Origin of the sequence: Acinetobacter sp. YH12069 (assembly GCF_013419675.1) — a bacterium.
GTDB lineage: Bacteria > Pseudomonadota > Gammaproteobacteria > Pseudomonadales > Moraxellaceae > Acinetobacter > Acinetobacter amyesii.
In genome coordinates this window covers 45,457-71,559 of the sequence record NZ_VOZS01000014.1, presented here as the reverse complement: position 1 = coordinate 71,559, position 26,103 = coordinate 45,457, and the positions used below count along the sequence as shown (strand labels likewise).

Sequence of the window (26,103 nt, the reverse complement as noted above, 5' to 3'; positions counted from 1 at the left end):
CTTGATTACCAGTCGGATTTAAAGTTTCTTTTCTACAAACTCACCAAGTCCTGTGAGGACATTGTAGGGTCGGCAGAAACGTCGAATCGTTTTTGCACCTTGCTTTAAGTCTACACAGAGCGGATCAGGCGCAGATTTATCTAGTAAACTGCCTGTGTTTTTTGAACGCTCACGGTACATTTTAAAGGTGTACTCGTGTTTGGACCTAAAGTTGTGAATGACATGCAAGCGCTCTGCTTTTTCCTGAGAAATTGGATAATAGCGAATCACGACTTCATGCTGACCTGAAGGTACAGACAAATACAAAGGATTAGGCTCAGACAATGAACGACCATTCAACCGTACAATGCCTGCTTTAATCGCAGCACGTTGTACATGTTGATTATTTGGATCAACCACCTGTATTTGATCAAAACGCTCAAATTCACAATGCGCTGTACCTGCACAGTAAATCAGAGCATTATTTTTTGTACTTTCAGTTTCTTTCACATTTTTAATGCGTGCCGTGTCAAAGCTTTGACAGGCAGAGAGCGTTGCGAACAGCGCTCCCGTTACAACCAGCTGACCGAAGAACTTTTTCATTTTTCGAACCCAACCTGATAAATTCTGGCTAACGTATAAATTTTGTTTCGCCTGATATTAGCAAGACTTAAGCCGACTGACTACTAAGAAGTTCTACAGTGACACTGACTTAAGCTTTAATTTCTGCAAATACCCAAGGGCGAGATGCTTTGGTTTTTTCTTCATAAGCGCGAATATCATCGGCTGCTTGTAAGGTTAAACCGATATCATCCAAGCCATTCAATAGGCAGTGTTTACGGAATGGATCGACTTCAAATGTAAATGCTTCACCACTCGGTGTACGTACTTCTTGCGCAGCCAAATCAATGGTTAATTGATAGCCTTCAGATGCAGCACATTCTTTAAATAACTGATCGACGATCTCTTCAGACAAGATCACTGGCAACATGCCATTTTTAAAGCTGTTATTAAAGAAAATATCCGCATAGCTTGGTGCAATGACAGTACGGAAACCATATTCTTCTAATGCCCAAGGCGCATGCTCACGGCTCGAACCACAACCAAAGTTTGCACGAGAGATCAAAATCGACGCACCTTGATAACGCGGTTTGTTCAATTCGAAATCGGGGTTAATCGGACGTTTTGAAATGTCCTGACCTAAATAGCCTTCATCCAAATAGCGCAACTCATCAAATAAGTTGGCTCCGAAGCCTGTACGCTTAATAGATTTCAAAAACTGTTTTGGAATAATTAAATCTGTATCAACATTGGCACGGTCTAATGGTGCAACGATACCTTGTTCAACGGTATATTTTTTCATGTTTATTTCTCACTGAATCCGTGACCTCTCCCTAACCCTCTCCTAAAAGGAGAGGGAACTCCTTCTCTTGCGCCATGATATGGCTCAGGGAGAAGGTTGGGATGAGGGCTTAAACTAGAATGTACGAACGTCAACGAAGTGACCTGCAATTGCCGCAGCTGCTGCCATTGCTGGACTCACCAAATGCGTACGACCACCATTACCTTGACGACCTTCGAAGTTACGGTTAGACGTTGATGCACAGTGCTCACCCGGTTGCAACTTGTCAGCATTCATTGCCAAACACATTGAGCAACCCGGCTCACGCCATTCAAAGCCTGCTTCAATTAAGATTTTATCTAAGCCTTCTGCTTCTGCTTGTGCTTTAACTAAACCTGAACCCGGAACCACCATGGCTTGTTTAATCGATGCCGCCACTTTTTTGCCTTTGGCCACTTCAGCCGCTGCACGGATATCTTCGATGCGTGAGTTGGTACATGAACCAATGAATACGCGGTCTAACTGGATATCAGCCAATGCCTGACCCGCTTCTAAGCCCATGTAGTTGTATGCACGTGTCCAGTCATTACGCTGTACGTCATCTTTAGCTTGTTCTAAAGTTGGCACTGCTTGAGATACAGGAATCACCATCTCAGGAGAAGTCCCCCAAGACACTTGTGGCTCAATCTCTTCACCTTGCAACACCACAACAGTATCAAAATGCGCGCCTTCATCAGACACTAAAGTCTTCCAATATTCTACTGCAGCATCCCACTGTTCGCCCTTCGGTGCATATGGACGGTCTTTTACATAGGCAATGGTTTTGTCATCGACAGCCACCATACCCACGCGCGCGCCACCTTCGATCGCCATGTTACACACCGTCATACGACCTTCGATCGACATATCACGGAATACTTGACCACCAAACTCAATTGCGTGACCTGTACCACCTGCCGTACCGATTTTACCGATAATTGCTAAAACCACGTCTTTAGGAGTTACGCCTTGACCCAATTGACCGTCAACACGCACCAACATGTTCTTCATTTTCTTTTGAACTAAGCATTGAGTCGCCAACACATGTTCAACTTCAGATGTGCCGATACCATGTGCCAAGCAGCCAAATGCACCATGCGTTGCAGTATGTGAATCACCACACACCACGGTCATACCCGGCAACGTTAAACCTTGTTCAGGCCCAACTACATGCGCGATCCCTTGGCGTACATCGTTGATGTCAAACTGGGCAACATTAAAGGTTTTACAGTTGTCATCTAAAGTTTGCACTTGGATACGTGAGGTATCATCTTCAATACCCGCAATACCTTCAGCACGCTCCTTAGTAGACGTAGGTACGTTATGGTCTGGCGTTGCCACGTTAGCGCTTAAACGCCATGGTTTACGACCTGCAAGTTGTAGCCCTTCAAAGGCTTGTGGAGAAGTCACTTCATGCAATAAATGACGGTCGATATACAATAATGAAGAGCCATCATCTCGTTGTTTTACTAGATGGTCATCCCACAATTTGTCATACAAGGTTTTTTTTATTTGGGTTTCCGCTTTTTGGGTTTCGCCTGCCATGTCGATTTGCTCCACTGGACTGGGTAAATTCTTTCGTTAAATCGATTATAACCACGTATTCACATAAATCTAATTTATCATTTTTATTAGTTTAAAAACTTATAGGAATGATATTTAACTGCTGATTTCCGCTGCATTTTAATCACCATTGATGCGTTCAAAACACGCTCACTTCAATACTTTCAGCAGATGAAACTTTAGAATTTTCTCCGACTTTTTGATCACTTTCTGCCATTTTTAAGCAGTGATTTAGAAATTCAATGATCATAAATTGAATTTTCTCTTTTACATTGCAAATAAGAATCATTATTATTAACTCATTGCCAAGATTTATCAATTTAACAAGGAGCATTCTCATGGCACACATTAACAAGTTCGTCGAAAATAATCAGCGCATGTTCAAAAAAACCTTGAGCTATTACATTATGCATATCACGGTTGCGATGTTGGTTGGTTATTACGTGACAGGCAGTATTGCAATGGCCATTACCTTAAGTTTACTTGAACCAACTGTTCAAGCGGTTGCCTTTTTCTTCCACGAAAAAGCATGGGAAAAGAAAGATAAAGCTGTAGAGGAAAATATCCCCGCTTAATCCAATCCTGCTCCTTGTAAAAAAACCACCATCACGGTGGTTTTTTTAATGACCTTAAAACGTTCTTTTACTCTATCCACTTTAACTTTCTATTCATTTCATCCTATAGATTCAATTGTAGACAGATCATCAAAGCTTGGGTTTTTGTTGTAAGACCAGCTGATCATGCGCCTCGATCAATTGTTCTATCGCAAGAATCAGTTTGTTTTTTGCCGCATTACACTCGGCAGCTGCACGGTTTTCGTCGTCTTCGTCATCTGCGATTTCATATATTGCACAGCGCTTTTCGACTGTCCCTTCAAAAATATCCAATAAATTTTTAATGTGTTTAATATCCATCGCCTTCTCCCTGTGAGGTACGCCATCGCTAATCGATGCCGCCTTGACTGTACCTGTTGCTTTAATTATTCAATGAAAGTATGTCCCCCAAGCCATCAAAACTTGAGTTCATTTTTTGTTTTAGTTCAATGCCGAGTTAAAAAGAAAAGCCATCGCTCCTCTTTAATTTAAACGGTTGACGTACTTTCCAGCCGTGTATTTTTTATATTATGCATAACTCTGGTTTCGGTTTAAAAAACAACTTTGTAACAACGCATTTGAGCTAAAAACGTCACAGCTCCATCTTAAATCATGCAACAATCAAGCACTCAAATAACACTATTGAACCCTGAAAATCCCCTCAGATTTAAAGGGTCATCTGGCTTGAACGCCTAGTTTTAAATCAAAAGATACAACTTTTCCTTTGATTTATTCTTAAAATATTATAACAATGAGACTACGCATAAAAATTCTTTATAGGAATGAAGATGAATCTCGCAGCCTTTGAAGCCTTTGTAAAAGTCATGGAAACTGGTTCGATCTCCTTGGCAGCAGATCAGCTCTTCATTACGCAACCTGCTGTGACCAAGCGTATTCACAGTTTAGAAGAATACTTCGGTGTCAAACTTTTTGAATCCGCGGGTCGTGGTGTTCAAGCGACGCATGCAGCAAACTCTCTCTTGCCAAAAGTAAAAAGCTGGCTGAATGAATTGGGTGATATTCACCATACGCTCAGCCATGAGCAAGGTCAGGTTCAAGGTAAACTGAAAATTGGCACCAGCCATCATATCGGCTTACACCATTTACCGGCGCATTTGCGTCAATATGTACAACAGTTTCCAGAAGTGACCTTAGATGTACACTTTGTTGATTCTGAACAAGCCCATGAGCAAGTTTTGGCTGGCGACTTAGAGTTGGCATTTTTGACTTTACCACCACAAGGTGACAGCCGTTTAAAATACATCACGACATGGAATGATCCACTGGTATTCGTGGTTGCACCTTTCCATCCTTTGGCGCAAGTTGAGCATTTAACCTTAGAAGATTTGATCCAATACCCAAGTCTATTGCCTGCGGCGCAAACCTATACCAGTCAAATTACCTTAGCTGAGTTTGAAAAGTATGGACTCAAGCCCAAAGTCACCATGAGCAATAACTCACTTGAGTCGATTCGTATGTTGGTTTCCATTGGTCTTGGTTGGTCAGTCCTTCCTAAAACCTTATTGAACCAAGATTTAAAACAACTGAATTTACCTTCAAACATGAATCGTCAATTGGGCATGGTATGGCACCCAGGCCGTACTCAGTCACTTGCTGCACAAAAGCTGGTTGAATTGATGAAACACATCTAATTCATTTTTTTGCCTACAAAATTCAATTATTAATCAAGCCACTGCTATGGTGGCTTTTTATATTCATCTGTTTAAGCATTTAGAAAAAGCGAATAATTTTCTATATGTTGAATAGTCGCTTAAATTTCTTTTGCATTAAAAATGGGATCGCCTATTTCAGCCGATCCCATTAAAAAACCAAGGAAGACCTGTGGGTTTTATTTCGTCAATGAATCTTCATGTAATGATTCATTCAATTGATCGACAATAATCGCCCACTCACCATCTGACTTAATTTTTTCGGCCAAGAACTGGCGCTGAGCATCTGTCCAATAATCTGCTTCGGTAATTTTAGTTTGGGCACTGAGTTGATGCGTCACGATAAATAAAGCAATCGCGTCTTCACTCGAATCTAAACCCAGTTGTTCAAATAGATGAGTCATGCGTGGACGTACACTCATTGTCATTCTCCGTGTTAAAACTTATTGTTTATGGATACAAAATTTCTGTTTTAAGGATATAACACGGAACGAACACGCACTCAATTACAGAATTCTATAGCGGTGAAAATTGAATAAAAGGCAAACTGAGCATAATCATCACGACAGATTGAATAAATACCAACAATAAAGGCAGCCCCCAGTTCACTCCGCCTTCTTCAGCAAACACCTGTTCACTATATTTCGGCTGCTGCATATAGGCTTTGGTCTTTTGCACCGCAAAATCGCTATAAAGCCGCTTTCCGATGCCAGCGAGTATGAGGTTAGGAATCAATGCTAGCCCCATCAAGACTTGATCAGGCACTCCGATGATGAGTGCCAACATACTAATCAAAAAACCAACCGCAAAGAATAAGAAGAAATAGCGATACATCTTCCGATAGAGTAACCAATAGGGCCCAAAAATTAACCCCGCCCAACTCAGGCCACTGTTCTGCCCACCTTGTTGTTCTATGAACTTTAAATAAGATTGAGCACGTGGCCCTATAAAGATTTGAATTAAATGTTTAAAAGAAGCTTCTGTCTGCATATAGAGCGATAGTTCAAATTAGTGAGCTGAAGTTTAATCAAAAGGACGTCAAATAAAAAAGCATCTAATGATGCTTTTTTATCATATCTATTTTTAGGCTTGAATTGACCAGTCTTGAATGTCCCAACCTTGTTCTTTTGCAAGGACTTCTAAACGGTCATCTGGGTTAATTGCAAAGGCATGATCGGCATATTCCAATAGGAAGCGGTCATTAATCGAATCTGAATAGGCCCAAGATTCTGTCACATCACGACCTTCTAACCATTGATTCAAACGGACTAATTTGCCCTTTTGGTAGCACGGAGTATTAATCACTTTACCCGTATATTTACCATCCACAACTTCGGCATTGGTCGCAATGATTTCAGTAATACCAAATTCACGAAAAATCGGTGCGGTAATAAAATCAGACGTTGCGGTGATCCCGACCAATTGATGTCCTGCATCTTGATGGCGCTGAATGGCAGCAAAGCCCTCAGGACGCATTTGCGCACGAATAACTTTTTTCATAAACAACTGATGTAACTCAGTTAAGTAGGCATTGTCATGTTGGGTTAAAAACTCAAATACAAATTCGTTATAAGCAATCGGATCAAGCTGGCCTTTTTTATAATCATCATAAAATTTGTCATTCATGGCACGATGACGAATTGGATCAACCAAGCCTTCATTGACCAAAAACTCCCCCCAAGAATGGTCTGAGTCGGTATTTAATAAGGTGTGATCAAGGTCAAACAGTGCCAATTTCATGAAAATACTCGTAAAAGCTGAAATTTAAGAAAAAAATTGTAAATCTATCTCCGCTAGTCGATAGAAATTCGTTAAGATCATAACAATTTTAACATTTTTACACTTTGCTTTTTCGAGATGGACACAGAAATAAACGTCCCCGTGAGCAAAGTCATAAATTACACAATATTTAGGTAGCCAAATGATCGATTCAGAAGGTTTCCGACCCAACGTCGGGATCATTTTGGCAAACGACATTGGACAAGTTTTATGGGCAAAGCGCATTGGTCACAATGCCTGGCAATTTCCACAAGGAGGTATCCAACATGGAGAAACCCCCGAACAGGCACTTTACCGTGAGCTGAGAGAAGAAGTTGGCTTACTGCCCGAACACGTCCAGGTGATAGCACAAACCCAAGGGTGGTTGCGCTATCGTTTGCCACATCGGTATATACGTACCGATTCAGCCCCCGTTTGTATTGGTCAAAAGCAAAAGTGGTTTTTATTGAAACTGACAGCTTCAGCACAGCATATTCAGCTGGATTTGTCAGACCCACCTGAGTTTGATCAATGGCAATGGGTCAGCTATTGGTACCCACTAGGACAAGTGGTGAATTTTAAACGCGATGTATATCGTAAAGCCATGGTGGAACTTTGCAGTCAGCTTCCACAAAAGCCGTAAAAATTTGCAGAATGGATGCAGATTTTTAGGATGAGTGTTGTTATAAATAAAGCAGAATAAATTTTGGAGCAGACACGATGTCGAACATGCAGCTGGATACATTAAGACGCATAGTCCAAGAGATTAATGCGTCAGCCAGTTTGCATGAATCTTTAGACATAATGGTCAATCAAGTGGCAGAAGCCATGCATGTGGATGTCTGCTCAATCTACTTGCTTGATGAACGAAACCATCGTTATTTACTGATGGCTTCTAAGGGTTTAAACCCTGAAGCCGTTGGGCATGTCTCTTTGCATACCAGTGAAGGTTTGGTCGGCTTAGTTGGACAACGTGAAGAAATCGTCAACTTAGACAATGCTCCCAAACACGAACGCTTTATGTATCTGCCAGAAACCGGGGAAGAAATTTACAATTCCTTCCTCGGTGTTCCGGTAATGTATCGCCGTAAAGTTATGGGTGTCTTGGTGGTTCAAAACAAAGAACCTCAAGACTTTAGCGAAGCTGCCGAATCCTTCCTCGTGACCCTATGCGCTCAACTTTCAGGGGTGATTGCCCATGCACATGCCGTCGGGAATATCGAAGTCTTTCGTAAACCGAACAACCTCCCAGCCTATAAAACCTTCCAAGGCATTTCAGGTTCAGGCGGCATTGCTCTAGGTCGTGCAGTCATCTTATATCCACCTGCTGACTTGGCTTCAGTCCCTGATCGTGAAGCCGATGACATTAGTGAGGAGCTCGAATTACTCGACAATGCCATAGACGCAGTTCGCCAAGAAATTCAGTCGCTTGATGAAAAAATGCAAGATGCCCTCATGGCTGAAGAACGGGCATTATTTAGCGTGTTCTTACGGATGCTCGATGCCAATGCCCTCCCCGCGGAAATTAAAAGTGAAATTCGCGACGGTAACTGGGCACAAGGTGCTGTTCGCATTGTCATTGATAAACACATTGCGCTCTTTGCACAGATGGAAGATGACTATCTCCGTGAGCGTGTCTCAGACTTAAAAGATCTGGGGCGTCGTATCTTAGCCTTTTTGCAAGAAGCAGATGCCAGTCACCGTGAAATCACCGATGAAAGTATTTTAATTGGTGAGGAAATTTCTACAGCTGCTTTGGTTGAACTCCCAGTCGATAAAATCGCAGCGATTGTGACCACTGAAGGTGCCATGAACTCACACATGGTGATTGTGGCGCGTGCCCTCGGCATTCCAACTGTAGTCGGTGTGACTGAACTGCCAATTAACACCCTCGATGATGTCGAAATGATTGTCGATGCACATCAAGGTCGTGTATTCATCAATCCACCTCGTCGCTTACGCACACGTTATAAAGAGATTCAAAAAGAAGAAGAGCAAATTGCCAAAGACCTAAAACAATACGAAACAAAAGATGCCATCACGCCAGATGGCGTCGCGGTTCGATTGTTTGTAAATACAGGCTTGATGATCGATGTAGTTCGCGGTGTACAACGTGGCGCCAAAGGTGTCGGTCTATACCGTTCTGAAATTCCATTTATGCTGCGTGATCGCTTCCCAGGTGAAGAAGAACAGCGCGCGATTTATCGTCAACAGCTCAGTCATTTTGCCAATAAACCCGTAGTGATGCGTACCCTCGATATTGGTGCAGATAAAGACCTGCCTTATTTCTCGATTGAAGAAGAAAACTCAGCTCTGGGTTGGCGTGGGATTCGCTTTACCCTCGATCATCCTGAGATTTTTTCAGCCCAAATTCGTGCCATGCTCAAAGCCAGTATTGGCCTGAACAACTTGCATATTTTGCTGCCGATGGTGACCAGTGTCAGCGAAGTGGAAGAAGCATTGTATTTACTCGATCGTGACTGGCAAGCGGTGCAAGAAGAAGAACAGGTGAAGATTACCAAACCCAAAATCGGCATCATGGTCGAAGTGCCGAGTGTGCTGTTACAGATCGATGAGTTTGCTGAATTGGTTGACTTCTTCTCGGTCGGATCTAACGATTTAACCCAATACTTACTTGCGGTTGACCGTAATAACCCACGGGTTGCCAATGTCTATTCACACTCACACCCAGCCGTACTTCGTGCGCTGACTCGCTTGGTGCAAGAATGTCATAAATACGACAAGCCGATCAGCATCTGCGGGGAAATGGCCGGTGATCCACTCACCGCTATTTTACTGATGGCAATGGGCTTTAATACCCTATCGATGAGTTCGAGTAATATCCTGAAAGTTCGTAAAGCCATCTGCCATGTGCCGATGCCAGATGCAAAAGAGCTCTTGGATCGTGCCTTAAGCATGAATAATCCACTGATGGTGAAAAGCTTAATGGAGTATTACTTTAAGACTCATGGTCTAGGTGATATGGTGAAATCAGCGACACGAATAGTCAGTTAAATTATAAAAATACAGACCAATAAAAAGGGAGATAATCATTCGAATATCCCCCTTTTTTGTGCTTTGCATAGCCACGTTTTGCATTTTTCTTTCGATCTACAAAAGTTTGGCTTTTGTTAAAATCGTTCATGTGTTTTGCCACAAAGTTGCGAACTTCAACTTCAGGCAGGACTTTTTTCTTTGCCATTTGCATTCACCTTTTTGCCTATACAGCACCCTCGTACTGTAGTGCATATATTGATCTATTTTTAGATTTTTTCAAGCACTTTCCTATGGCTTTTTGATACAGCGTAGTTAGCCCCAAGGCCATAAAAAAATTGCTTTGCCACATTATTTCCCTCTCCCTAACCCTCTCCCATTGAGAGAGGGAAATACGTTGTATTTAGCTAGCAAAAGCCCGTTCTAATACTCGCTCTACATCGACCTTTTTAGCATCCAGCATGCCCACCACTTGCCCATGTTTCGCACTATAGCGGCTTTGAATAAAACCATTTGCTACATAATCAGGCGCATAGCGTTTCAATAACACCGCTTGTGCAAGTACCGTTAAACGACTGACCAAACTGCGCCCCATAAATTGTAAATCTTCAGGTGATTGATGGAACAACCTGAACAAGTCCTGCAATTCTGTTTGCAAGCTTTCATCTGTACTTGCTGTACTCGCCAAATCTTTAAACAGCACTTCAATAGATTCAGGGTCACGCCCAATCGCACGCAGCACATCTAGGCACATGACATTGCCTGAACCTTCCCAAATGGTATTCACAGGTGCTTCTTTAAAGATGCGCGCCATGATGCCGTTATCGACATAGCCATTGCCGCCAAAGACTTCCATCATCTCCCCTGTTAGCTCTACGGCACGCTTACAAATCCAAAACTTGGCTGCTGGGGTCATGATGCGTTTCCATGCCACAGACAAAGTATCATCCGATTCATAGCACTGCGCCAAATGGAAACTGAGCTGCGTCGCTGCTTCACTTTCTAAAGCCAAATCTGCCAAGACTGCACGCATAAGCGGTTGATCAATCAAATGTTTACCAAAAGCCTGACGCTGACGGGTATAGGCAATGCATTGCACCAAAGCTTGACGCAGCATGGCGCTCGAACCGACCGAACAGGTCAGACGGGTGTAATTCGCCATTTCAATAATGGTTGGAATGCCACGCCCTGCCTCACCAATCATAATGCCCCACGCATTTTTGAATTCGACTTCCGAGCTTGAATTACTGCGGTTACCGACTTTTTCTTTTAGGCGTTGCACCTGAATATTATTCTTCGTGCCATCTTCCAACCAACGCGGTACAAAGAAACACGCCAAGCCATCTTGTTCGGTTTTTGCCACCACCAAATGCGCATCACACATCGGCGCAGAGAAAAACCATTTATGCCCTGTGAGCAAATAAGCCTTGCCTCGTCCTGTTTCTGCTATAGGCACGGCAATGGTTTCATTGGCGCGTACATCCGAACCGCCCTGCTTTTCGGTCATGCCCATACCGAGCCAAATCGACTTTTTCTTCGCGATGGGTACATCACGTTCATCATATTCCGTCGATAATAGTTTCTCGCCAATTTTCGCCCATAGTTCAGGTTCACGTTGAATTAAGGGAATACTGCCCAGCGTCATGGAGTTCGGACATAAATTGCCACACTCGACCTGACCTGCGAGATAAAAACGTGCTGCCCATTCCACCCATTTAGTCTTGGAGTTAGGCTGATTAAAAGGATGCGCATGGGTATCAAACTGACGGTTGAGTCCCATCCATTTATGCCATGAAGGATGAAATTCGATAAAGTCAGTACGGCGACCACGAGCATCGAAGGCATGTAAAATTGGGGTATGTTTGTTGGCTAAAGCCCCATGCTGAAAGTATTCACTCGAACCTGCGACTTTGCCCATTTCGCATAAGATCGGCTGATCGTGGCTGCCATAGCGCTTTAAGATTTCATGTACAACCGTATCGCTTGAAAATAGATTGTAGTTTTCCAGTTCATCAAATTGGTTGCTGATTTGATGCGTCATCCATGTCTGTTCTAATGTATTCATCGTCTATATTTTCCGCTTGTTCTTGTTGGCTTTTCATTTCAGTATAGAGAAAATTTAAAGCATAGACGTTCGGTTTTCCGCGCTTAAAAATATGAAGCATTCAGCCATTCAAATACGGCGTAAGCCACGTCAATCACGTGCCAAACTGACGCAAGAAGCCTTACAGGACAGTTTTGTTCGGCTTTTGCATGAGCGTCCTGCCAGCCAAATTACCATTCGGGAAATTACCGACCTTGCAGGCGTGGGCTTGGGAACGTTCTATGAATATTTTTCTAAAAAGGAAGATTTGATTGCGCTAACCATTCATTTACATGTGAAACACAATGCGGAAAGCTTAAAAAGTTATGCACATAGCTTGATCAAGTTATCCACAGATTTGAAGTTTCAGACTTATTTAGAGCGAATTATTCATTTTCAAATTGAGCAAATTCAAGCACAGCAGTTTTTATGGTCACAGGTGTTTTTGTTAGAACGGCAGATTTCAGATATTGAAAGTTACCGTAAGAGTTATGCCATGATGGTGCAAATGTGGCGCAGTATGCTTGAGCCATTTATACAGGATGATGAACAGCTCAAACAGATGGCTTTAAATATGCAGCGGGTGTGTTATGGCTTTGTGTCGCAAACTTTATTGATTGAGCCTGATTTTGGGGAGTGGGATGAATTAAAGCGAGATATAATTCATATGTTGCGCGATTAGACTTCGCGGACAAGTCTAATGATGTTTCAAATGCATCGGTGAATAAAATAAAGTCATGTTATTTACAAAAAATCGGCTCTTAAACCAGTTATTTTAGATATTTAGGAAATTCATTTTTACGGTAGAAGAAAATCATTCATCACTTGTTTCATCCGTCAATAAAAGTGCTTTAGAAGTTAAGCTTTTATTGCCAGCTTACTTGTCTCATTTATACGCCTTTGCAATGCTGGCCAGTTGTAAGCTCTTTAAAAATTCAGCCGTATATTTTGGACTATGGCCTAATGCACCACGATGATAGCCATTTGGGATCGCCTGATAGACTACTGGCAATTTTTTATTTGCACACTTTTTGGTAATAACTTTGAGTACCAAGGTGATCGACAAATGGTCTGCGGCGCCTTAAACAAACATCAGTGTTACGGTTAGGGTCATATATTCAATCGACTGCCGTTTTAAATAGCTTGGGGATGGCCTTAAGTCTGAATTTTTTAAAAGATTGGCTGAGGTGCTTATTTTAACTAATTTTTTTATTTCTGATAAACAACGTTTACGGGCCTGATTTAGTAAAGACTGCATATCTGGACTAACCTGTTGATCTACATTGATCGATCTGCTTCGGCTGCTCCCAACAACACGCTGGGGAAAAATGCCGCTACGTTGGTATCTGGATTTGGATTGGTTTCTACGTATTCAGCAATACATTCATATTGATAACCACCCGGTGCCAAGGGTATTGCAGCTTTAAGATTCAATTCAAGCGCATCTTTTTGTCCCTGAGCTGCAACCGCAATAGCAGCTGCACCACCTTGACTATGCCCCCATCACCATCCAGTCTTTATTAAATTGCTTCGGCTTCCAAGAATGCAGTGCATGTACAGAATCCACCAAATTATAAACTTAACTGACTACATTCATATAAGGGTGCTGTTTTGGCTTACCTAGTCCTTGATAATCTGTTGTAACCACTACATAGCCATGCCTCAAACAACTGTCGATTGCACCATCTATGACTAGTTGCAAACTATACACAGGCCCATTGTATAATCACTTGAAGGAGCACTTGTATCAGCCACACAGTCGTGCCATGTGCTCATGCCAATACGGTCCAGTCTTGTTTAAGTACTTATCCTTTTGGGAGTAAAATATACCCCGAGGTCAAATGGGTTCGCCATTAACCCCCTCGACTACGATATGCGATCACGTAAGGTTGCCTAGTATGTTGATATGATGTAGGAATCGATTCACGCTGGAGTGACAACACCTGACCTGACAACAATAAAGATAGGTGTGCCAACTAGCATCACCCCATCACCCCATCACCCCATAAAACATTAAAACAAAATATATAAATAATATAAATTCAATAACTTAATCAATAGAATTAACCATTCGTTCAAAACTATACTTCCATTTATCAAAAGCTAAATAAAGTTTTAGAGTAAATGAGTAGATAAAGACTCTTAAGCTTTCAATCACAACAGTTTTATGATATCTCGTCGATTTATTGCTGCCTAAAAATTTTTTACAATAAGAGAAAAACTGTTGTCACATTGTCACTTTAAAATGAATTAACAAAACGGTTAATGTCATGTGCTGTTGAGCGTGTTATCAATTGATAAGGTTATAACTCCCAACTTTAATACATGATTATAATAATGGAGATACTCAATGAGCGACGACGTTAAAAAATGTCCTGTCACCCACCTAACAACTGATGCTGGTGCTCCTGTTGTAGATAATCAGAACAGTATGACGGCAGGTGCACGTGGTCCTTTGCTTGCCCAAGACCTATGGCTTAATGAAAAACTCGGTAATTTCGTTCGTGAAGTAATTCCAGAGCGTCGTATGCATGCCAAAGGTTCTGGTGCTTTCGGTACGTTTACCGTGACTAACGATATTACCCAATATACCCGCGCTAAAATTTTCTCAGAAGTTGGTAAAAAAACTGAACTTTTTGCTCGTTTCTCTACCGTAGCGGGTGAGCGTGGTGCTGCAGATGCAGAACGCGATATTCGTGGTTTTGCCCTTAAATTCTATACTGAAGAAGGTAACTGGGATTTAGTTGGTAATAACACCCCTGTCTTCTTCCTACGTGATGCTCGTAAATTCCCTGACTTAAACAAAGCAGTAAAACGCGATCCTAAAACCAATAAGCGTAGTGCAACTAATAACTGGGATTTTTGGACTTTACTACCTGAAGCTCTACACCAAGTTACGATTGTGATGTCTGACCGCGGTATTCCAGATGGTTACCGTCATATGCATGGTTTTGGCAGTCATACTTTCAGTTTTATTAATGCCAATAATGAACGCTTCTGGGTTAAATTCCACATGCGCACTCAACAAGGCATTAAAAACTTAACCGATGCTGAAGCTGAAGCGATTATTGCCAAAGACCGTGAAAGCTCACAAACCGATCTGTTCAATGCAATTGAACGCGGCGATTTTCCAAAATGGAAAATGTACGTTCAAATCATGCCTGAACTTGATGCAGAAAAAGTACCTTATCACCCATTTGATTTAACCAAAGTATGGCCTAAAGGCGACTATCCGTTGATTGAGGTGGGTGAATTCGAACTCAATCGTAACCCTGAAAACTATTTCCAAGATGTTGAACAAGCCGCTTTCGCACCAAGTAACTTGGTGCCGGGTATTAGCTTCTCACCTGACCGTATGCTGCAAGCGCGTTTATTCAACTATGCTGATGCTGCACGTTATCGCGTGGGTGTAAACCATTACCAAATTCCTGTAAATGCACCACGTTGCCCTGTTCATTCCAACCGTCGTGATGGACAAGGCCGTATGGATGGTAACTATGGTGCAACACCGCATTATGAACCAAACAGCTTCAGCCAATGGCAAGAGCAACCACAATACAAAGAACCACCATTGAAAATTACTGGTGATGCTGACTTGTGGGATTATCGTGAAGATGACAGCGACTATTTCAGTCAACCACGTGCATTATTCAACTTAATGAATGATGAACAAAAACAAGCATTGTTTAATAACACTGCTGGCGCAATGGGCGATGCACTCGACTTCATCAAATATCGTCATATCCGTAACTGTTACGCATGTGATCCAGCTTATGGTGAAGGTGTTGCAAAAGCATTAGGCTTAACTGTAGCGGATGCGCAAGCTGCTCGTGCAACTGATCCAGCTCAAGGTAATCCAGGCTTGCTTTAAGTTTTATCTTTGAATAAAAAAACCACCTTTTAAGGTGGTTTTTTCTTGGCATTAAATATTCCAATTACCTTTTAATTAATTCTTAAACAATCAATTTTTTGCCTTCATGCATGGTTAAAAATGGATTCATTAACTTTGATGTTTTTCGCATTGCATGATGTAAGTCATGTTCAGGTTGGTCTCTAGCTTCATCAGTCAACTGAAAAGTCCGATAATGCATTGCCAATGAACATTTTGACTGTAAATCTTTATGCGCCTGAAAAGCTTCTTCGGGATTCATGTGCAAATATTTCATTAAACGACGTGGCTCATAAGCTCCAATCGGTAATAACGCTACTCGGGGTGCACCTAAGCGTGTATGGATTTGTTTGAAATGCGCGGCATAGCCCGTATCTCCAGCAAAGAAGAAATGTCCTGTACTATGCACGATGGAAAAACCTCCCCATAAGGCATGATTTTGATCTCGCCAACCACGACCTGAACCATGCTGTGCAGGCGTATAAACGATACGCAAATCTTCAAACATTTCCGATTGCCACCAATCAAGTTCAATGACATTGAAATGTGTGGGTAAATAATAAGCATTGCCTAAACCAGTATAAATCGGCATAGCGAATTGTTCATGTAACCAATTCAAGGTTGCTAAATCCATATGATCATAATGATTATGGCTTAGTAAAACCCCATGAATTGTAGGTAATTCTTCTAAGGCAATTCCTGCAGGACAAGCACGTCGTGGTCCAGTCCCTTGACGTGGGCCTGCATACTCCGCCCATACAGGATCGGTCAAAAAATTATATGGCCCAATTTGAATCAAGACCGTCGCATGTCCGACAAACCAAACCAACCAATCATCCATTTTAGCCAATGGCCGATTGTGTGGAATGCTACGCGAAGAAGCAAAAAACTGTTGGTATTCTTGCTCACGATCTACTTTCCATGTATCGCTTTTACGCGTCATGATCCATTTCAGCATATCTTTACGCGTAAACGCATCTGGATTTTGAAGGGTATTAAAGAATTTTTCCCCATTAAAATGGTCAGTTGCCAGATAATCAAATACAGGCTTCGTCCACGTATGTTTCATACAGCTTTTAGTACTGATTTGAAACTGTGCTGATTGAGTTTTTTGATTCATGTGTATTTAAAATTCATTCACTATGCTGACAAACCTTGCAAAGTATTTAACCTCGCAGACCTATTGATCAAGACGACCTTTCATGCGCTCAAGCCAAACCTTCCGAGATTGAGGCTTGACAAAGAGTGCCACAATTTCAGGATGAAGCTGTTTAATTTGTGCTTCAATTCTGTTGACACAAGCTTCTATATCATCTGACGTTAAATTATCTTTAAATTCAAGACTCAAAGATGCCAAAACTTGATGTGCACCCATCTGCTCTGTTAACACCCCATTGGCAGAATGCACTGCTGGATCTTGCTCTGCAACCATCAAGACATTATGCCTCAATTGTGGATCAGCAGTTTCTCCCATGAGCAATCCTTTAGTCTCACGTGCAAGTAAAATTGCTGAAATAGCGAGTACAACCCCAATTAGAATTGATGCCAGACCATCAAGCATTGGCATATTCAGCGCGTGTGATAAATAGATACCGATCAGGGCAATAAACAGACCAATCAGCGCTGCTGAATCTTCAAATAACACGGTAAAGGTCGTCGGATCTTTACTGCGTCGAAATGCTTCAAAATAGCCCTGTTTCCCTTTGATTTTACGAAATGCTTTCAATGCCACAAACCAAGAGGTCCCTTCACACAAAATCGCAATACCTAATACGATATAGTTAATCATCGGATTTTGCATTTCTTCGGGATGATAAATATGACTAACCCCTTGATAAATCGACACGATCGCACCCAAAGCAAAGACCATCAACGCCACAATAAAAGCCCAAAAATACAGCTCTCGCCCATAGCCAAACGGATGGCGTGCATTTGCTGGCTGCTGCGATTTTTTCATACCGTAGAGCAGTAAGATTTCATTTAAAGTATCAACCACAGAGTGAATAGCTTCACTCAACATGGCCGAACTATTCGTGATGTAGGCAGCGACAAACTTCACCAGTGCAATCGCTAAATTGCCGAAGAGCGCTGCATACACCACGATTTTGTTAGATTCAGACATTTAAAATTGTCCTAAATTTATTTTTATCAAACAGATCTATTTGATTTTATAGCTCATTCCATAGTACTCAAACTGACTGTAGCTGTTGTTTGTTATTTTGTTGTTTTTACACCAACTGTCGATTGTTTCGACAATGCCATCATATTCCATGTGAAACACGCTCTTTAGCGCAAAGGTATAGAACAAAAAAGGAAGCCGCAGCTTCCTTATAATTCTCTAGATGTACGAGGTTCAACGTACTTTATTAAAATATTGCTCGCTCCACTCTTTCCAAAAGTACATCACAATACCAAACATCACGACCACGATTCCAACAAAGGCATTGGAGCTAATATGTTCACTGTTCAACGTAGCTCCCAAAACCAATGCTATGACAGGTGTCATCACATTACTGAGTGACACCGTTGATGCGGCCAAACGTCTTATAAGCCAGAAGTAACACAGCATTGCCACAATGGATGACATGATCATGGTAAAGACAAAACCTATCATGGCACGGCCACTTGGCAATTCGGTTGGAAAATGCTGCCAAATAAATGGAATAATGAGCATCGATCCTAAAGCAGAAACAATCAGAGAACCTGTTGCCTGAGACATCGGCTTTAACGGTGCATTAATCTGCTTCACCCAAAAAATCGAACTAATATACGACACCATGCTGATTAGCATCAGTACAACGCCAATTGGATTGACTTTGCTATCAGCAGAATCTGCAAAGACAAAAGTTAGACCTCCCACTGCAACCGCCATGCCCAACCACTGCAAAGCGACCAATTTATGTGTTTTTAAAATTACATGCCCAATCAAACCGGCAATTAAGGGTGAAAAACCAAAAATCAGTGCCATTAAACCAGAGGTGAGATAATTGGCTGCCAGATAAATAAATAACTGTGCGCCAATCAAATTCAAACTCCCTGCCACATAACTTTTTAATGAGGTTTCATCAAACGGCAAAGGATCACGCATCAATTTCAACAAAAACAGCGCAATAATAGATGCACCGAAGTAACGGATAATCAACACCCACATCGGATGTATTTCCTGTACACTCCACACAATCGCGAGCGGCGTCGTCGCCCAAATCAGTACCAAAAGAGCATATATACTTGCCGTCAGCGGCAGTGAAGATTTCATTTCATTCTCAAATTTGATTGTTCTAACGACTTAACCTGAAACCCACTATTCAGATCTGGAACTACTCGTAAGACCATTAACTAATAAAGTTTAAGACCAATTATTGTTCTCCCCTTTATCAACTAAATTGGAGGCGGTATGAATGCCACCCGATCGTTTGGGGTATAAGGACTTCTCTTCAAACGATCAATAATCTCCCCTAACCACTCTTAAAAAAAAGAGGAGGGAAACATCTAAACGAAATCCATTCTTCACAAAGACTACTCCCTCCTTTGAAAAAGGAGGGCTGGGGAGGATTAAAACCGTTGAATAGATCTACATAAGCTAAAACTATATACATGGACTACAAAATAGCTTTATAAGTGCGATGCTAAAACTAAAGACATAAAAAAACAGACCTACGTTACCGCAAGTCTGCTCATCTTAGACATTCAGCTTACTTTACAAGTTTACGTAAATCTTGGCTTAAATCTAAATATTTATCTGCTTCAAACGCTGCATTCTTGCTGATCAGCTTTTTCAGGTGACGCATTTCTTTTGCCGCATTTACCGTAATACCGCCGACAATAACGCCATCAGTCACACCAAACATCACGAATGATGATTCAGCGCGAAGCTCTGGATTGATTTCACCACGAACTTGCCATTCAGCAGCCGCCATGTCACCTACGAACTGATAATTGATGTCCAACTGATCTGTCCAGAACCATGCCGGGTTAGGTGTCGGATGCTCAACGCCCATCACATGACGTGCAAAGATCCCTGCTTGCAGGTTGGCATTTTCCCAAGTTTCGACACGACGGTGGTTACCGCAATTACGAAGTTGAGTTGCCACATCACCTGCTGCATAGATGTCTGCATTTGAAGTCTGGCAGTTTTCATTTACTTTAATCGCGAAATCAACATCCAGGCCAGCTTCTACAGCCAATTGTGCATTTGGCACGATACCAATACCATAAACTACAGCATCAGCGCGAAGTTCTTCACCACCCTCAAGGGTAATCACCACTTCTTCACCATCCAGTTTGCAATCTGCAATTTTGGTTTCCAGACGAACGTCGATCCCTGCCAAACGTTGTTGTTCAAGCAGGAATTCGCTCAGGATACGAGGTGAACAGCGGCCCATCACCATAGGACCCATTTCGATCACAGTTACCTGACACTCTTTGAAACGTGCTGAAGAAGCAAGCTCAAGACCAATCACACCACCGCCGATCAATACAATACGGCGACCCGCTTGTAATACAGGCACCAATGCTTGTGAATCTTCTAGGTTACGTAGCGTATAAACATGTTTACCCAGCGCATCGAAATTCGGTAAACGGCGTGCTGCACCACCGGTTGCTAGAAGCAACTTGTCAAATGCAACAATTTCGCCATTTTTCAGTTCAACTGTTTTTGCATCGCTATGGATTTTCACAACGCCATTGCCACGAATATGTTCAACACCGAGTTCTGCCAATTTTTCTTCTGACAGAATTTCGATTTTGGTCTCTTCAGGTTTTAGAATTACGTCTTTAGACAAAGGCGGACGTTCATAAGGAAGATGTGTTTCATCACCCACCAAAATGATTTTGCCTTCATACTTGTTCGCACGGAGTTCTAAAATGGCGCTAGCACCAGCTTGACCAGCTCCAACAATAACGATGGTTTCGATACCATTTTGGCTCATGGGTTTGTTCCTTATTTCAATTCTGCAGATACGATGCCGAAGCCCGCAATCCACTCACTAATGTCTTCGTAGCAATGTGTTGTCATGTCGTATTCGCCAACTTCATGTAGTGCAGCAAAAGCAGCCATCCAAGAACGAACTTCTTGACCGCCACGACCACCTTCAACACGAATTTCAGCTTCAGTCATCGCTTCAATGGCAGCAAAGTCAGCTTTGGCGAAAGTATCAAGCAATGCACGATCCCATTCTGGGTTTAAAGGCACTGCGACAGAAGTATCACCCGCTGCGAGTTTTTGACCGACAGCAATGATTTTGCCTTGACGTGTATTACGTGCCTCTTCAGTTGGATTACGACCTGCAATCAGGAACTCTTCCACTTCAGGTGGAACTGAACCCATTTGCGGTGTTGGTGGATCATGTGAAAGACCACCTGTACCCAAAATCAATACACGTTCATTCTCTAAGTTCAATGATTGAATAAACTGACCGACTGCACGACCCAAAGCGACTGTACGCTTAGTTGTTGGCATCGGTGCAGCAGCACCATTGATAAAAATTGGAATCGTTGGATAACGATCAAGCTTGCCACCACATAGGAAATGTAATGGTTGAGTCACGCCATGATCTGCTTGCATACGGTATGAGTACGCAACATCAACACCTTCATCCAACACACGACGTACTAAATTCACTGCAGTTTCTTCAGGTACGTTGATGTGATCATTGTCTTTACCATAATCCCAGTCACCTGCGGCTTTGGCACGAATACCCACGCAGAAAGATGGCATGAGGTCATAGAAGAAACCATTGAAATGGTCTGGACCAAAAGTAATGATCAATGTTGGATTATAGTCTTCAACTTCTTTAGCGAGTTTGGCAAAAGTTTCGCGAACTTTTTCCTCTTTGTATTTCTCTTGCGGAGAAGCGAATTCCATTAGGGGACTGTGCGATGCACAAATAAGTTTAACGGCCATGGGTGACTCCTAAACGGAAGGCAGCCAAAAACGGCTGCCGAGTAAGTCCTTTACGGTTTTGGCGAATTAAATCTCGTCAAAGAAGCCAGCACGTGGTTGTCGTAAACCACGGATACCCAGACCACATTCAGCATTAATTAAAACACCAGTTAATGGGCGGTTGTTTTGACGAGAAGCCAATAACACGTATGAACCAGTCATATCTTCAGGTTCGGGTAAGAAATTGAGCGGCATGCCGCGTGCAATCTTCTCAGGATCGCGTGCATCGAGTAGACCGAGGTTTTCTTGGCCTAAAGAAGCAGCACCTTTGATGTTTACATTCATACCCGACGGAGCAACAGCGTTCACTCGTACTTTAGGCGCAAGCTCGTAGGCTAATTCTTTCATGATCCCAACGCCAGCATGCTTAGACGCTGTGTATACAGGGCCTCCGCCTGCCGAATACAGTGCTGAGTTAGACAAAGTAAATATGATAGAACCTTCCGAAGCTATCAATGCATCAAGTGCAGCTTTGGCACCTAAGATGAGAGATTTGGTGTTAATACCCATAATCTCATCAAAAGCTTTTTCCAGCTGTTCACCCGATGTATTGACGATATCTGCGTAATGATCCCAGATACCTGCGTTTCCGACGAAACAGTCAAGTTTGCCATAATGTTCTACAGTTGCTTGAACTGCACGAACATTATCCTCATAGCTGGCTACATCTCCTGCGATCGCAAGCACGCGGTCACCAAAATGTTCTTTCAATGCATCAACTTTCGATTGAGAACGTTGAAGAACAGCAACTTGTGCACCTTCTTCTAAGAAACGTTCAACCAATGCCCAGCCTAAGCCTGAACCACCACCGGTAATAAGTGCAACTTCGCCTTGTAGCCAACCCATGATTACTCTCCTGCCATCTCTACGTATAAAGCACCATCTTCAACAATCACAGGGAATGTTTTGATAGGATCTGTTGCTGGTAAGCATAATGCTTGACCAGTTTTCAAACAGAATCGAGCCGAATGAAGTGGACATTCAACAGTGCCATCATCTTCAAGGTAACCTTCAGACATTGAAGCATTACCATGTGAACAACGGTCGTTCATCGCGAAAAATTCGCCATTGTTGTTGAATACTGCAAGCGCATCGATACCATTCACGCCGCAATCTACTTTCAATGCTTCGCCTTCGTCTAATTCGTCAACTTGGCAAACAAAAATCTTATTCATTAGAAGAACACGCTCAGGTTATGTGAGTTGTAAGTCACCTGATCAAGGGTAATCTTACGGTTGAAGATTTCGAAACCTTGCTCAGTGTCAACTTTGCGGATCTTGTCGTGACGCTTACCACAGTAGATTGTTACATCTTTCTCTTTCTGGGTACGGTACAACAAGTACGTTACGTAAACGTCGTATTCGCCTTCAACTTCTGTCGCTTCAACAATCACATTTGAAACCATGTGTGTTGTACGTGAAGGAGGTTCTTCAGCCCAAGCCATACCTGTCTCTAAACGAGCTACACGGCGTTCCAACAAATCTTTAGTATCGTTAAATACCCAAGTTGTTGGCGGCTCAATCGAACGACGACGGTCACGTGTTTGCGCGTTTGGTGTTGTGCGTAGCGTATAAGAAATATCTTCCGCTAATACAGCTAACCAATCACGGAACTTCCAATCGTCCAGCAATTTTGCTTCACGATAAAGGAACTGACTAATTTGGTGATGGAGTTCTAAACTAACTTGACTCATTTCATAAGCTCCTTCTCATATTCGTCAGCCGCAGCTTCAACGTCTTCCCATTTTTCATGAATCAATAGGTCAGCCCAACGACGGTACATACCGCGCGCTGCAGTTTCAGAGAAAATGTAGTTAGTGATACCCGGGATACCATCTTCACGTACTTTCTCGTTACCTTTACCCATTTCCATAATGAGTTTGTTTTGACGGGCTTTATAACCACGTAAAACTTTTTGAATTTCAATCCAGTTTTCAGAGTCATCTTGCTCTAGGAAACCAGCAGGACCGAAGGCACGTGTTGCAGAACGTTCAAATGCTGCTTGTACATCTTCTGGCGCGTCCGCATCACAGATACAGAATGCCCATACTTCAGTTTTGTTTGGACCACGTGGGTGCCATACACGAAGCGTTGCAGTACCGTTCAACCAAGATAGTGTTGGGAACATAGTGTTGTGACCAGCAAGACGCAGTGCACGAGTTTCACCTAGGCGTTCTTTCACTTCTTCATACGTTTCACGGAAGTAGTTTGCTACTTCACCATCCACCCATACGTTTGCGTCTGGTTTCTCAGTGAAGAAGAAGCCTGAACCGTGACCACGTGAACCGTATTGGATCGCGTCTTTGGCAGTTTCCCAAACTGGACGGGCAGTTTGTGCAGCACCTAATTTCTTAGAAGATTCATCATCTGGTTTCGCGCCAAGTACTTGGATCGCAGATGCATGAGAGAACAACGCGTGGTATTGGTCAGAAGCGAACTGTTCAGCTGCAAATTTCCAGTTACAGTCGATTTCCCATTTGTGTACACCACCAACGATCACAGTACCACCTTCACGACGGTCTACAACGCCGTCCAGGTACCAAGCGATATCGCCCATGTATTCTTCTAGATCTGGAGTTGTTTCATCCCAGCAGCCGAATACTAAGCCTTTGTATGATTTAACGCGGTTAACTTCTACCAGACCCCATTGCTCTTTACATGCACCATGTGGGTAAGCACGATCTTCAAGCGGGATATCTTTTAGAGAACCGTCAATACCGTATGACCAGCCGTGGTATGGGCAAGTAAACGCACGTGTATTACCACAGTCCGCGAAGCTCACACGCATAGAGCGGTGACGACATTGGTTTAAGAATGCTTTGATTGAGCCATCTTTTTGACGTGCCACGATGATTGGATCTTCACCCATATAGGTATTGAAGAAATCGCCGGCTTTAGGAATTTGGCTCTCATGGCATAGGAATAACCATGTACGACCGAACACACGTTCTAGTTCAAGTTCGTAAATGTCTGGATCGGTATAGATAGATGGCGTGATACGTCCATTTTGTGCATCGACTAAAGCATCGATTTCGCGCACATCAATTTTTCCACTCATGAAAAGCTCTCCTGTGACCAGTAAGGCACAAAGTAATAGACTCAACTTTTCAACGATGATGGATTTTAGACCGATTTTCGGGAAATATTTATTTTGTTTTAATTAAGAGATTTTATGGATTATTACGGTAGATTTTTTTTATGGCATTTTTTTTAAATTGCCGAGAACACCATTTATTTCGTGAATGGTAAAATAATCCTCACGCAATAGTTGTTTATAGATTATACTGAACGGACTTCTAAGTAAGACATTTTTTGGATTACTCCACGGGTTGATTATATGGAATTACGACACTTACGCTACTTTATTACTGTCGCTGAAGAACTCAATTTCAGTAAAGCTGCGTTAAAACTTTATACTGCTCAACCTTCTTTAAGCCAACAAATTAAAGATCTTGAAGAAGATGTCGGCGTAAAACTGTTGCACCGTACTAAACGTAAAGTTGAGCTCACAGAAGAAGGTGCCGTATTTCTAGAACAAGCACGTTTAACCTTGGCACAAGCAGACAAAGCTGTGGCTATGGCACGTCAGGTTTCACAAGCCAAACAGCAGATGCTGCGCATTGGTTTTGTCCCTGTTGCAGAGATGAAAATCTTCCCTTATGTGCTGCCAAATTTACGTGTTCAGAACCCAGAACTCAAGATTGAATTACTCAGTTTAAATAACCGTGATCAGATGAAATTGCTGCAAAAAGGTGAACTGGACATCACTTTTACCCGCAATAACTTCCACAGCGACGAAATTGAAAGTCAGTTTGTACTGCGTGAACCGCTGATCTTTATTTTACCCAAAGATCACCCTTTAGCGAAGTACGAGCGCATTCCAGTTAAAGCATTGAATGGGATTGATTTTATCATTCCTGCACGTGAACAATCTGGCACGTTGCATGAAGCCATTTTGGACTTTGCTTCGACCCATGGTATTCAATTTAATATCGTGCAAAAAGCCGACAATATCCTGTTTAACATTAACTCCATCGGCATGGGCTTAGGCTGCACGATCCTACCGGGATACATCGCGCCATTGACCATGAACAATACTGTGATTCGTCCTTTAGATGTCGAATTACCGTATCTAGACCTGTACGTAAGTTACCGAAAAACGGCAAGTTCTGTGGCTGTAGATAAATTCCTTGAACTGCTAACCAAAGTTTTTTATCTAGATATCAATCGCGAACAGCGTTAATTTTCGCCAA

The 26,103-nt window shown here is 42.4% G+C and carries 26 protein-coding genes; 7 read left to right on the top strand and 19 right to left on the bottom strand.

What is annotated here, in order from left to right; genetic code table 11:
* Window positions 1–18: 18 nt before the first annotated feature.
* The 3 genes from FTU16_RS11975 to leuC all read right to left on the bottom strand — a co-directional run bounded on the left by FTU16_RS11975 (window position 19) and on the right by leuC (window position 2,905).
* A complete protein-coding gene (locus FTU16_RS11975; RefSeq protein WP_168377913.1) occupies window positions 19–582 on the bottom strand; it encodes a hypothetical protein in 564 nt (187 codons plus the stop codon).
* A gap of 109 nt (window positions 583–691) precedes the next feature.
* On the bottom strand, window positions 692–1,342 hold the full coding sequence (leuD, locus tag FTU16_RS11970) for a 3-isopropylmalate dehydratase small subunit (protein WP_078189721.1): 651 nt from the start codon (window positions 1,340–1,342) through the stop codon (window positions 692–694).
* Between the two features lie 114 nt (window positions 1,343–1,456).
* Window positions 1,457–2,905, bottom strand: coding sequence for a 3-isopropylmalate dehydratase large subunit (gene leuC / locus FTU16_RS11965; RefSeq protein ID WP_180055611.1), 1,449 nt, complete (start codon window positions 2,903–2,905; stop codon window positions 1,457–1,459).
* Between the two features lie 356 nt (window positions 2,906–3,261).
* On the opposite strand from leuC, the gene FTU16_RS11960 reads away from it, so the two are divergent.
* Window positions 3,262–3,498, top strand: a complete 237-nt coding sequence (locus tag FTU16_RS11960) for a DUF2061 domain-containing protein (protein ID WP_078192757.1) — start codon at window positions 3,262–3,264, stop codon at window positions 3,496–3,498.
* A gap of 129 nt (window positions 3,499–3,627) precedes the next feature.
* Here the strand turns inward: FTU16_RS11960 and FTU16_RS11955 are convergent, their stop codons facing one another.
* A complete protein-coding gene (locus tag FTU16_RS11955; protein ID WP_180005297.1) occupies window positions 3,628–3,837 on the bottom strand; it encodes a hypothetical protein in 210 nt (69 codons plus the stop codon).
* 467 nt (window positions 3,838–4,304) lie between these two features.
* Between FTU16_RS11955 and FTU16_RS11950 the strand changes: the two genes are divergently transcribed.
* Window positions 4,305–5,168: a LysR family transcriptional regulator gene (locus FTU16_RS11950; RefSeq protein ID WP_078189725.1), complete on the top strand. Its 864-nt coding sequence runs from the start codon at window positions 4,305–4,307 to the stop codon at window positions 5,166–5,168.
* Between the two features lie 197 nt (window positions 5,169–5,365).
* On the opposite strand, the gene FTU16_RS11945 is transcribed toward FTU16_RS11950, so the two are convergent.
* The 3 genes from FTU16_RS11945 to FTU16_RS11935 all read right to left on the bottom strand — a co-directional run bounded on the left by FTU16_RS11945 (window position 5,366) and on the right by FTU16_RS11935 (window position 6,926).
* A complete protein-coding gene (locus FTU16_RS11945) occupies window positions 5,366–5,608 on the bottom strand; it encodes a DUF2789 family protein (protein WP_078189726.1) in 243 nt (80 codons plus the stop codon).
* A 94-nt stretch (window positions 5,609–5,702) separates the two neighbouring features.
* Window positions 5,703–6,176: a DUF2628 domain-containing protein gene (locus tag FTU16_RS11940; RefSeq protein ID WP_168377917.1), complete on the bottom strand. Its 474-nt coding sequence runs from the start codon at window positions 6,174–6,176 to the stop codon at window positions 5,703–5,705.
* Between the two features lie 93 nt (window positions 6,177–6,269).
* Complete coding sequence (locus FTU16_RS11935; RefSeq protein WP_111884093.1) at window positions 6,270–6,926, bottom strand: HAD family phosphatase; 657 nt, start codon at window positions 6,924–6,926, stop codon at window positions 6,270–6,272.
* Between the two features lie 181 nt (window positions 6,927–7,107).
* Between FTU16_RS11935 and FTU16_RS11930 the strand changes: the two genes are divergently transcribed.
* Both FTU16_RS11930 and ptsP read left to right on the top strand, forming a co-directional pair.
* Window positions 7,108–7,587: an RNA pyrophosphohydrolase gene (locus tag FTU16_RS11930; protein WP_078192761.1), complete on the top strand. Its 480-nt coding sequence runs from the start codon at window positions 7,108–7,110 to the stop codon at window positions 7,585–7,587.
* A gap of 77 nt (window positions 7,588–7,664) precedes the next feature.
* On the top strand, window positions 7,665–9,959 hold the full coding sequence (ptsP, locus tag FTU16_RS11925; protein ID WP_180024480.1) for a phosphoenolpyruvate--protein phosphotransferase: 2,295 nt from the start codon (window positions 7,665–7,667) through the stop codon (window positions 9,957–9,959).
* A gap of 1 nt (window position 9,960) precedes the next feature.
* Here ptsP and FTU16_RS11920 read toward each other — a convergent pair whose 3' ends face one another.
* Window positions 9,961–10,146, bottom strand: a complete 186-nt coding sequence (locus FTU16_RS11920) for a hypothetical protein (protein WP_180024481.1) — start codon at window positions 10,144–10,146, stop codon at window positions 9,961–9,963.
* A 195-nt stretch (window positions 10,147–10,341) separates the two neighbouring features.
* Window positions 10,342–12,003, bottom strand: coding sequence for an acyl-CoA dehydrogenase family protein (locus FTU16_RS11915; RefSeq protein ID WP_180163332.1), 1,662 nt, complete (start codon window positions 12,001–12,003; stop codon window positions 10,342–10,344).
* Between the two features lie 91 nt (window positions 12,004–12,094).
* Between FTU16_RS11915 and FTU16_RS11910 the strand changes: the two genes are divergently transcribed.
* Entirely contained in the window at window positions 12,095–12,703 is a 609-nt protein-coding gene (locus tag FTU16_RS11910; protein ID WP_180002945.1) for a TetR/AcrR family transcriptional regulator, read from the top strand.
* A gap of 596 nt (window positions 12,704–13,299) precedes the next feature.
* Here the strand turns inward: FTU16_RS11910 and FTU16_RS11905 are convergent.
* Window positions 13,300–13,455, bottom strand: coding sequence for a hypothetical protein (locus tag FTU16_RS11905; RefSeq protein WP_180048820.1), 156 nt, complete (start codon window positions 13,453–13,455; stop codon window positions 13,300–13,302).
* 916 nt (window positions 13,456–14,371) lie between these two features.
* Here FTU16_RS11905 and FTU16_RS11900 point away from each other — a divergent pair.
* Window positions 14,372–15,892: a catalase gene (locus FTU16_RS11900; RefSeq protein ID WP_111884100.1), complete on the top strand. Its 1,521-nt coding sequence runs from the start codon at window positions 14,372–14,374 to the stop codon at window positions 15,890–15,892.
* 82 nt (window positions 15,893–15,974) lie between these two features.
* On the opposite strand, the gene FTU16_RS11895 is transcribed toward FTU16_RS11900, so the two are convergent.
* The 9 genes from FTU16_RS11895 to hcaE all read right to left on the bottom strand — a co-directional run bounded on the left by FTU16_RS11895 (window position 15,975) and on the right by hcaE (window position 24,908).
* Window positions 15,975–17,030, bottom strand: a complete 1,056-nt coding sequence (locus tag FTU16_RS11895) for an MBL fold metallo-hydrolase (RefSeq protein WP_180024485.1) — start codon at window positions 17,028–17,030, stop codon at window positions 15,975–15,977.
* A gap of 60 nt (window positions 17,031–17,090) precedes the next feature.
* Window positions 17,091–18,032: a cation diffusion facilitator family transporter gene (locus tag FTU16_RS11890; RefSeq protein ID WP_180034972.1), complete on the bottom strand. Its 942-nt coding sequence runs from the start codon at window positions 18,030–18,032 to the stop codon at window positions 17,091–17,093.
* Window positions 18,033–18,263: 231 nt separating this feature from the next.
* Window positions 18,264–19,166: a DMT family transporter gene (locus FTU16_RS11885; protein ID WP_180163331.1), complete on the bottom strand. Its 903-nt coding sequence runs from the start codon at window positions 19,164–19,166 to the stop codon at window positions 18,264–18,266.
* Window positions 19,167–19,602: 436 nt separating this feature from the next.
* Window positions 19,603–20,838 carry a 3-phenylpropionate/cinnamic acid dioxygenase ferredoxin--NAD(+) reductase subunit gene (hcaD, locus tag FTU16_RS11880; RefSeq protein ID WP_168377925.1) on the bottom strand — a complete coding sequence of 412 codons (1,236 nt, stop codon included), beginning with the start codon at window positions 20,836–20,838 and terminating at the stop codon, window positions 19,603–19,605.
* Between the two features lie 11 nt (window positions 20,839–20,849).
* On the bottom strand, window positions 20,850–21,812 hold the full coding sequence (locus FTU16_RS11875; RefSeq protein WP_180163330.1) for a 3-carboxyethylcatechol 2,3-dioxygenase: 963 nt from the start codon (window positions 21,810–21,812) through the stop codon (window positions 20,850–20,852).
* A 66-nt stretch (window positions 21,813–21,878) separates the two neighbouring features.
* Window positions 21,879–22,697, bottom strand: a complete 819-nt coding sequence (gene hcaB / locus FTU16_RS11870) for a 3-phenylpropionate-dihydrodiol/cinnamic acid-dihydrodiol dehydrogenase (protein WP_078192772.1) — start codon at window positions 22,695–22,697, stop codon at window positions 21,879–21,881.
* A gap of 2 nt (window positions 22,698–22,699) precedes the next feature.
* Window positions 22,700–23,026, bottom strand: coding sequence for a 3-phenylpropionate/cinnamic acid dioxygenase ferredoxin subunit (hcaC, locus tag FTU16_RS11865; RefSeq protein WP_067763933.1), 327 nt, complete (start codon window positions 23,024–23,026; stop codon window positions 22,700–22,702).
* Window positions 23,026–23,544 (bottom strand): 3-phenylpropionate/cinnamic acid dioxygenase subunit beta, encoded by a 519-nt coding sequence (hcaF, locus tag FTU16_RS11860; protein WP_106985355.1) that lies wholly within the window; start codon window positions 23,542–23,544, stop codon window positions 23,026–23,028. Before hcaF ends, hcaC begins: the two co-directional genes overlap by 1 nt.
* Window positions 23,541–24,908, bottom strand: a complete 1,368-nt coding sequence (hcaE, locus tag FTU16_RS11855) for a 3-phenylpropionate/cinnamic acid dioxygenase subunit alpha (protein WP_078192774.1) — start codon at window positions 24,906–24,908, stop codon at window positions 23,541–23,543. Before hcaE ends, hcaF begins: the two co-directional genes overlap by 4 nt.
* A 279-nt stretch (window positions 24,909–25,187) precedes the next feature.
* Between hcaE and hcaR the strand changes: the two genes are divergently transcribed.
* Window positions 25,188–26,093, top strand: coding sequence for a DNA-binding transcriptional regulator HcaR (gene hcaR / locus FTU16_RS11850; RefSeq protein WP_078189744.1), 906 nt, complete (start codon window positions 25,188–25,190; stop codon window positions 26,091–26,093).
* Window positions 26,094–26,103: the final 10 nt, after the last annotated feature.

Coding starts and splice junctions, on each gene's coding strand:
- FTU16_RS11975 (WP_168377913.1), bottom strand. CDS start 582: ATGAAAAAGTTCTTCGGTCAGCTGGTTGTAACGGGAGCGCTGTTCGCA.
- leuD (WP_078189721.1), bottom strand. CDS start 1,342: ATGAAAAAATATACCGTTGAACAAGGTATCGTTGCACCATTAGACCGT.
- leuC (WP_180055611.1), bottom strand. CDS start 2,905: ATGGCAGGCGAAACCCAAAAAGCGGAAACCCAAATAAAAAAAACCTTG.
- FTU16_RS11960 (WP_078192757.1), top strand. CDS start 3,262: ATGGCACACATTAACAAGTTCGTCGAAAATAATCAGCGCATGTTCAAA.
- FTU16_RS11955 (WP_180005297.1), bottom strand. CDS start 3,837: ATGGATATTAAACACATTAAAAATTTATTGGATATTTTTGAAGGGACA.
- FTU16_RS11950 (WP_078189725.1), top strand. CDS start 4,305: ATGAATCTCGCAGCCTTTGAAGCCTTTGTAAAAGTCATGGAAACTGGT.
- FTU16_RS11945 (WP_078189726.1), bottom strand. CDS start 5,608: ATGAGTGTACGTCCACGCATGACTCATCTATTTGAACAACTGGGTTTA.
- FTU16_RS11940 (WP_168377917.1), bottom strand. CDS start 6,176: ATGCAGACAGAAGCTTCTTTTAAACATTTAATTCAAATCTTTATAGGG.
- FTU16_RS11935 (WP_111884093.1), bottom strand. CDS start 6,926: ATGAAATTGGCACTGTTTGACCTTGATCACACCTTATTAAATACCGAC.
- FTU16_RS11930 (WP_078192761.1), top strand. CDS start 7,108: ATGATCGATTCAGAAGGTTTCCGACCCAACGTCGGGATCATTTTGGCA.
- ptsP (WP_180024480.1), top strand. CDS start 7,665: ATGTCGAACATGCAGCTGGATACATTAAGACGCATAGTCCAAGAGATT.
- FTU16_RS11920 (WP_180024481.1), bottom strand. CDS start 10,146: ATGGCAAAGAAAAAAGTCCTGCCTGAAGTTGAAGTTCGCAACTTTGTG.
- FTU16_RS11915 (WP_180163332.1), bottom strand. CDS start 12,003: ATGAATACATTAGAACAGACATGGATGACGCATCAAATCAGCAACCAA.
- FTU16_RS11910 (WP_180002945.1), top strand. CDS start 12,095: ATGAAGCATTCAGCCATTCAAATACGGCGTAAGCCACGTCAATCACGT.
- FTU16_RS11900 (WP_111884100.1), top strand. CDS start 14,372: ATGAGCGACGACGTTAAAAAATGTCCTGTCACCCACCTAACAACTGAT.
- FTU16_RS11895 (WP_180024485.1), bottom strand. CDS start 17,030: ATGAATCAAAAAACTCAATCAGCACAGTTTCAAATCAGTACTAAAAGC.
- FTU16_RS11890 (WP_180034972.1), bottom strand. CDS start 18,032: ATGTCTGAATCTAACAAAATCGTGGTGTATGCAGCGCTCTTCGGCAAT.
- FTU16_RS11885 (WP_180163331.1), bottom strand. CDS start 19,166: ATGAAATCTTCACTGCCGCTGACGGCAAGTATATATGCTCTTTTGGTA.
- hcaD (WP_168377925.1), bottom strand. CDS start 20,838: ATGAGCCAAAATGGTATCGAAACCATCGTTATTGTTGGAGCTGGTCAA.
- FTU16_RS11875 (WP_180163330.1), bottom strand. CDS start 21,812: ATGGCCGTTAAACTTATTTGTGCATCGCACAGTCCCCTAATGGAATTC.
- hcaB (WP_078192772.1), bottom strand. CDS start 22,697: ATGGGTTGGCTACAAGGCGAAGTTGCACTTATTACCGGTGGTGGTTCA.
- hcaC (WP_067763933.1), bottom strand. CDS start 23,026: ATGAATAAGATTTTTGTTTGCCAAGTTGACGAATTAGACGAAGGCGAA.
- hcaF (WP_106985355.1), bottom strand. CDS start 23,544: ATGAGTCAAGTTAGTTTAGAACTCCATCACCAAATTAGTCAGTTCCTT.
- hcaE (WP_078192774.1), bottom strand. CDS start 24,908: ATGAGTGGAAAAATTGATGTGCGCGAAATCGATGCTTTAGTCGATGCA.
- hcaR (WP_078189744.1), top strand. CDS start 25,188: ATGGAATTACGACACTTACGCTACTTTATTACTGTCGCTGAAGAACTC.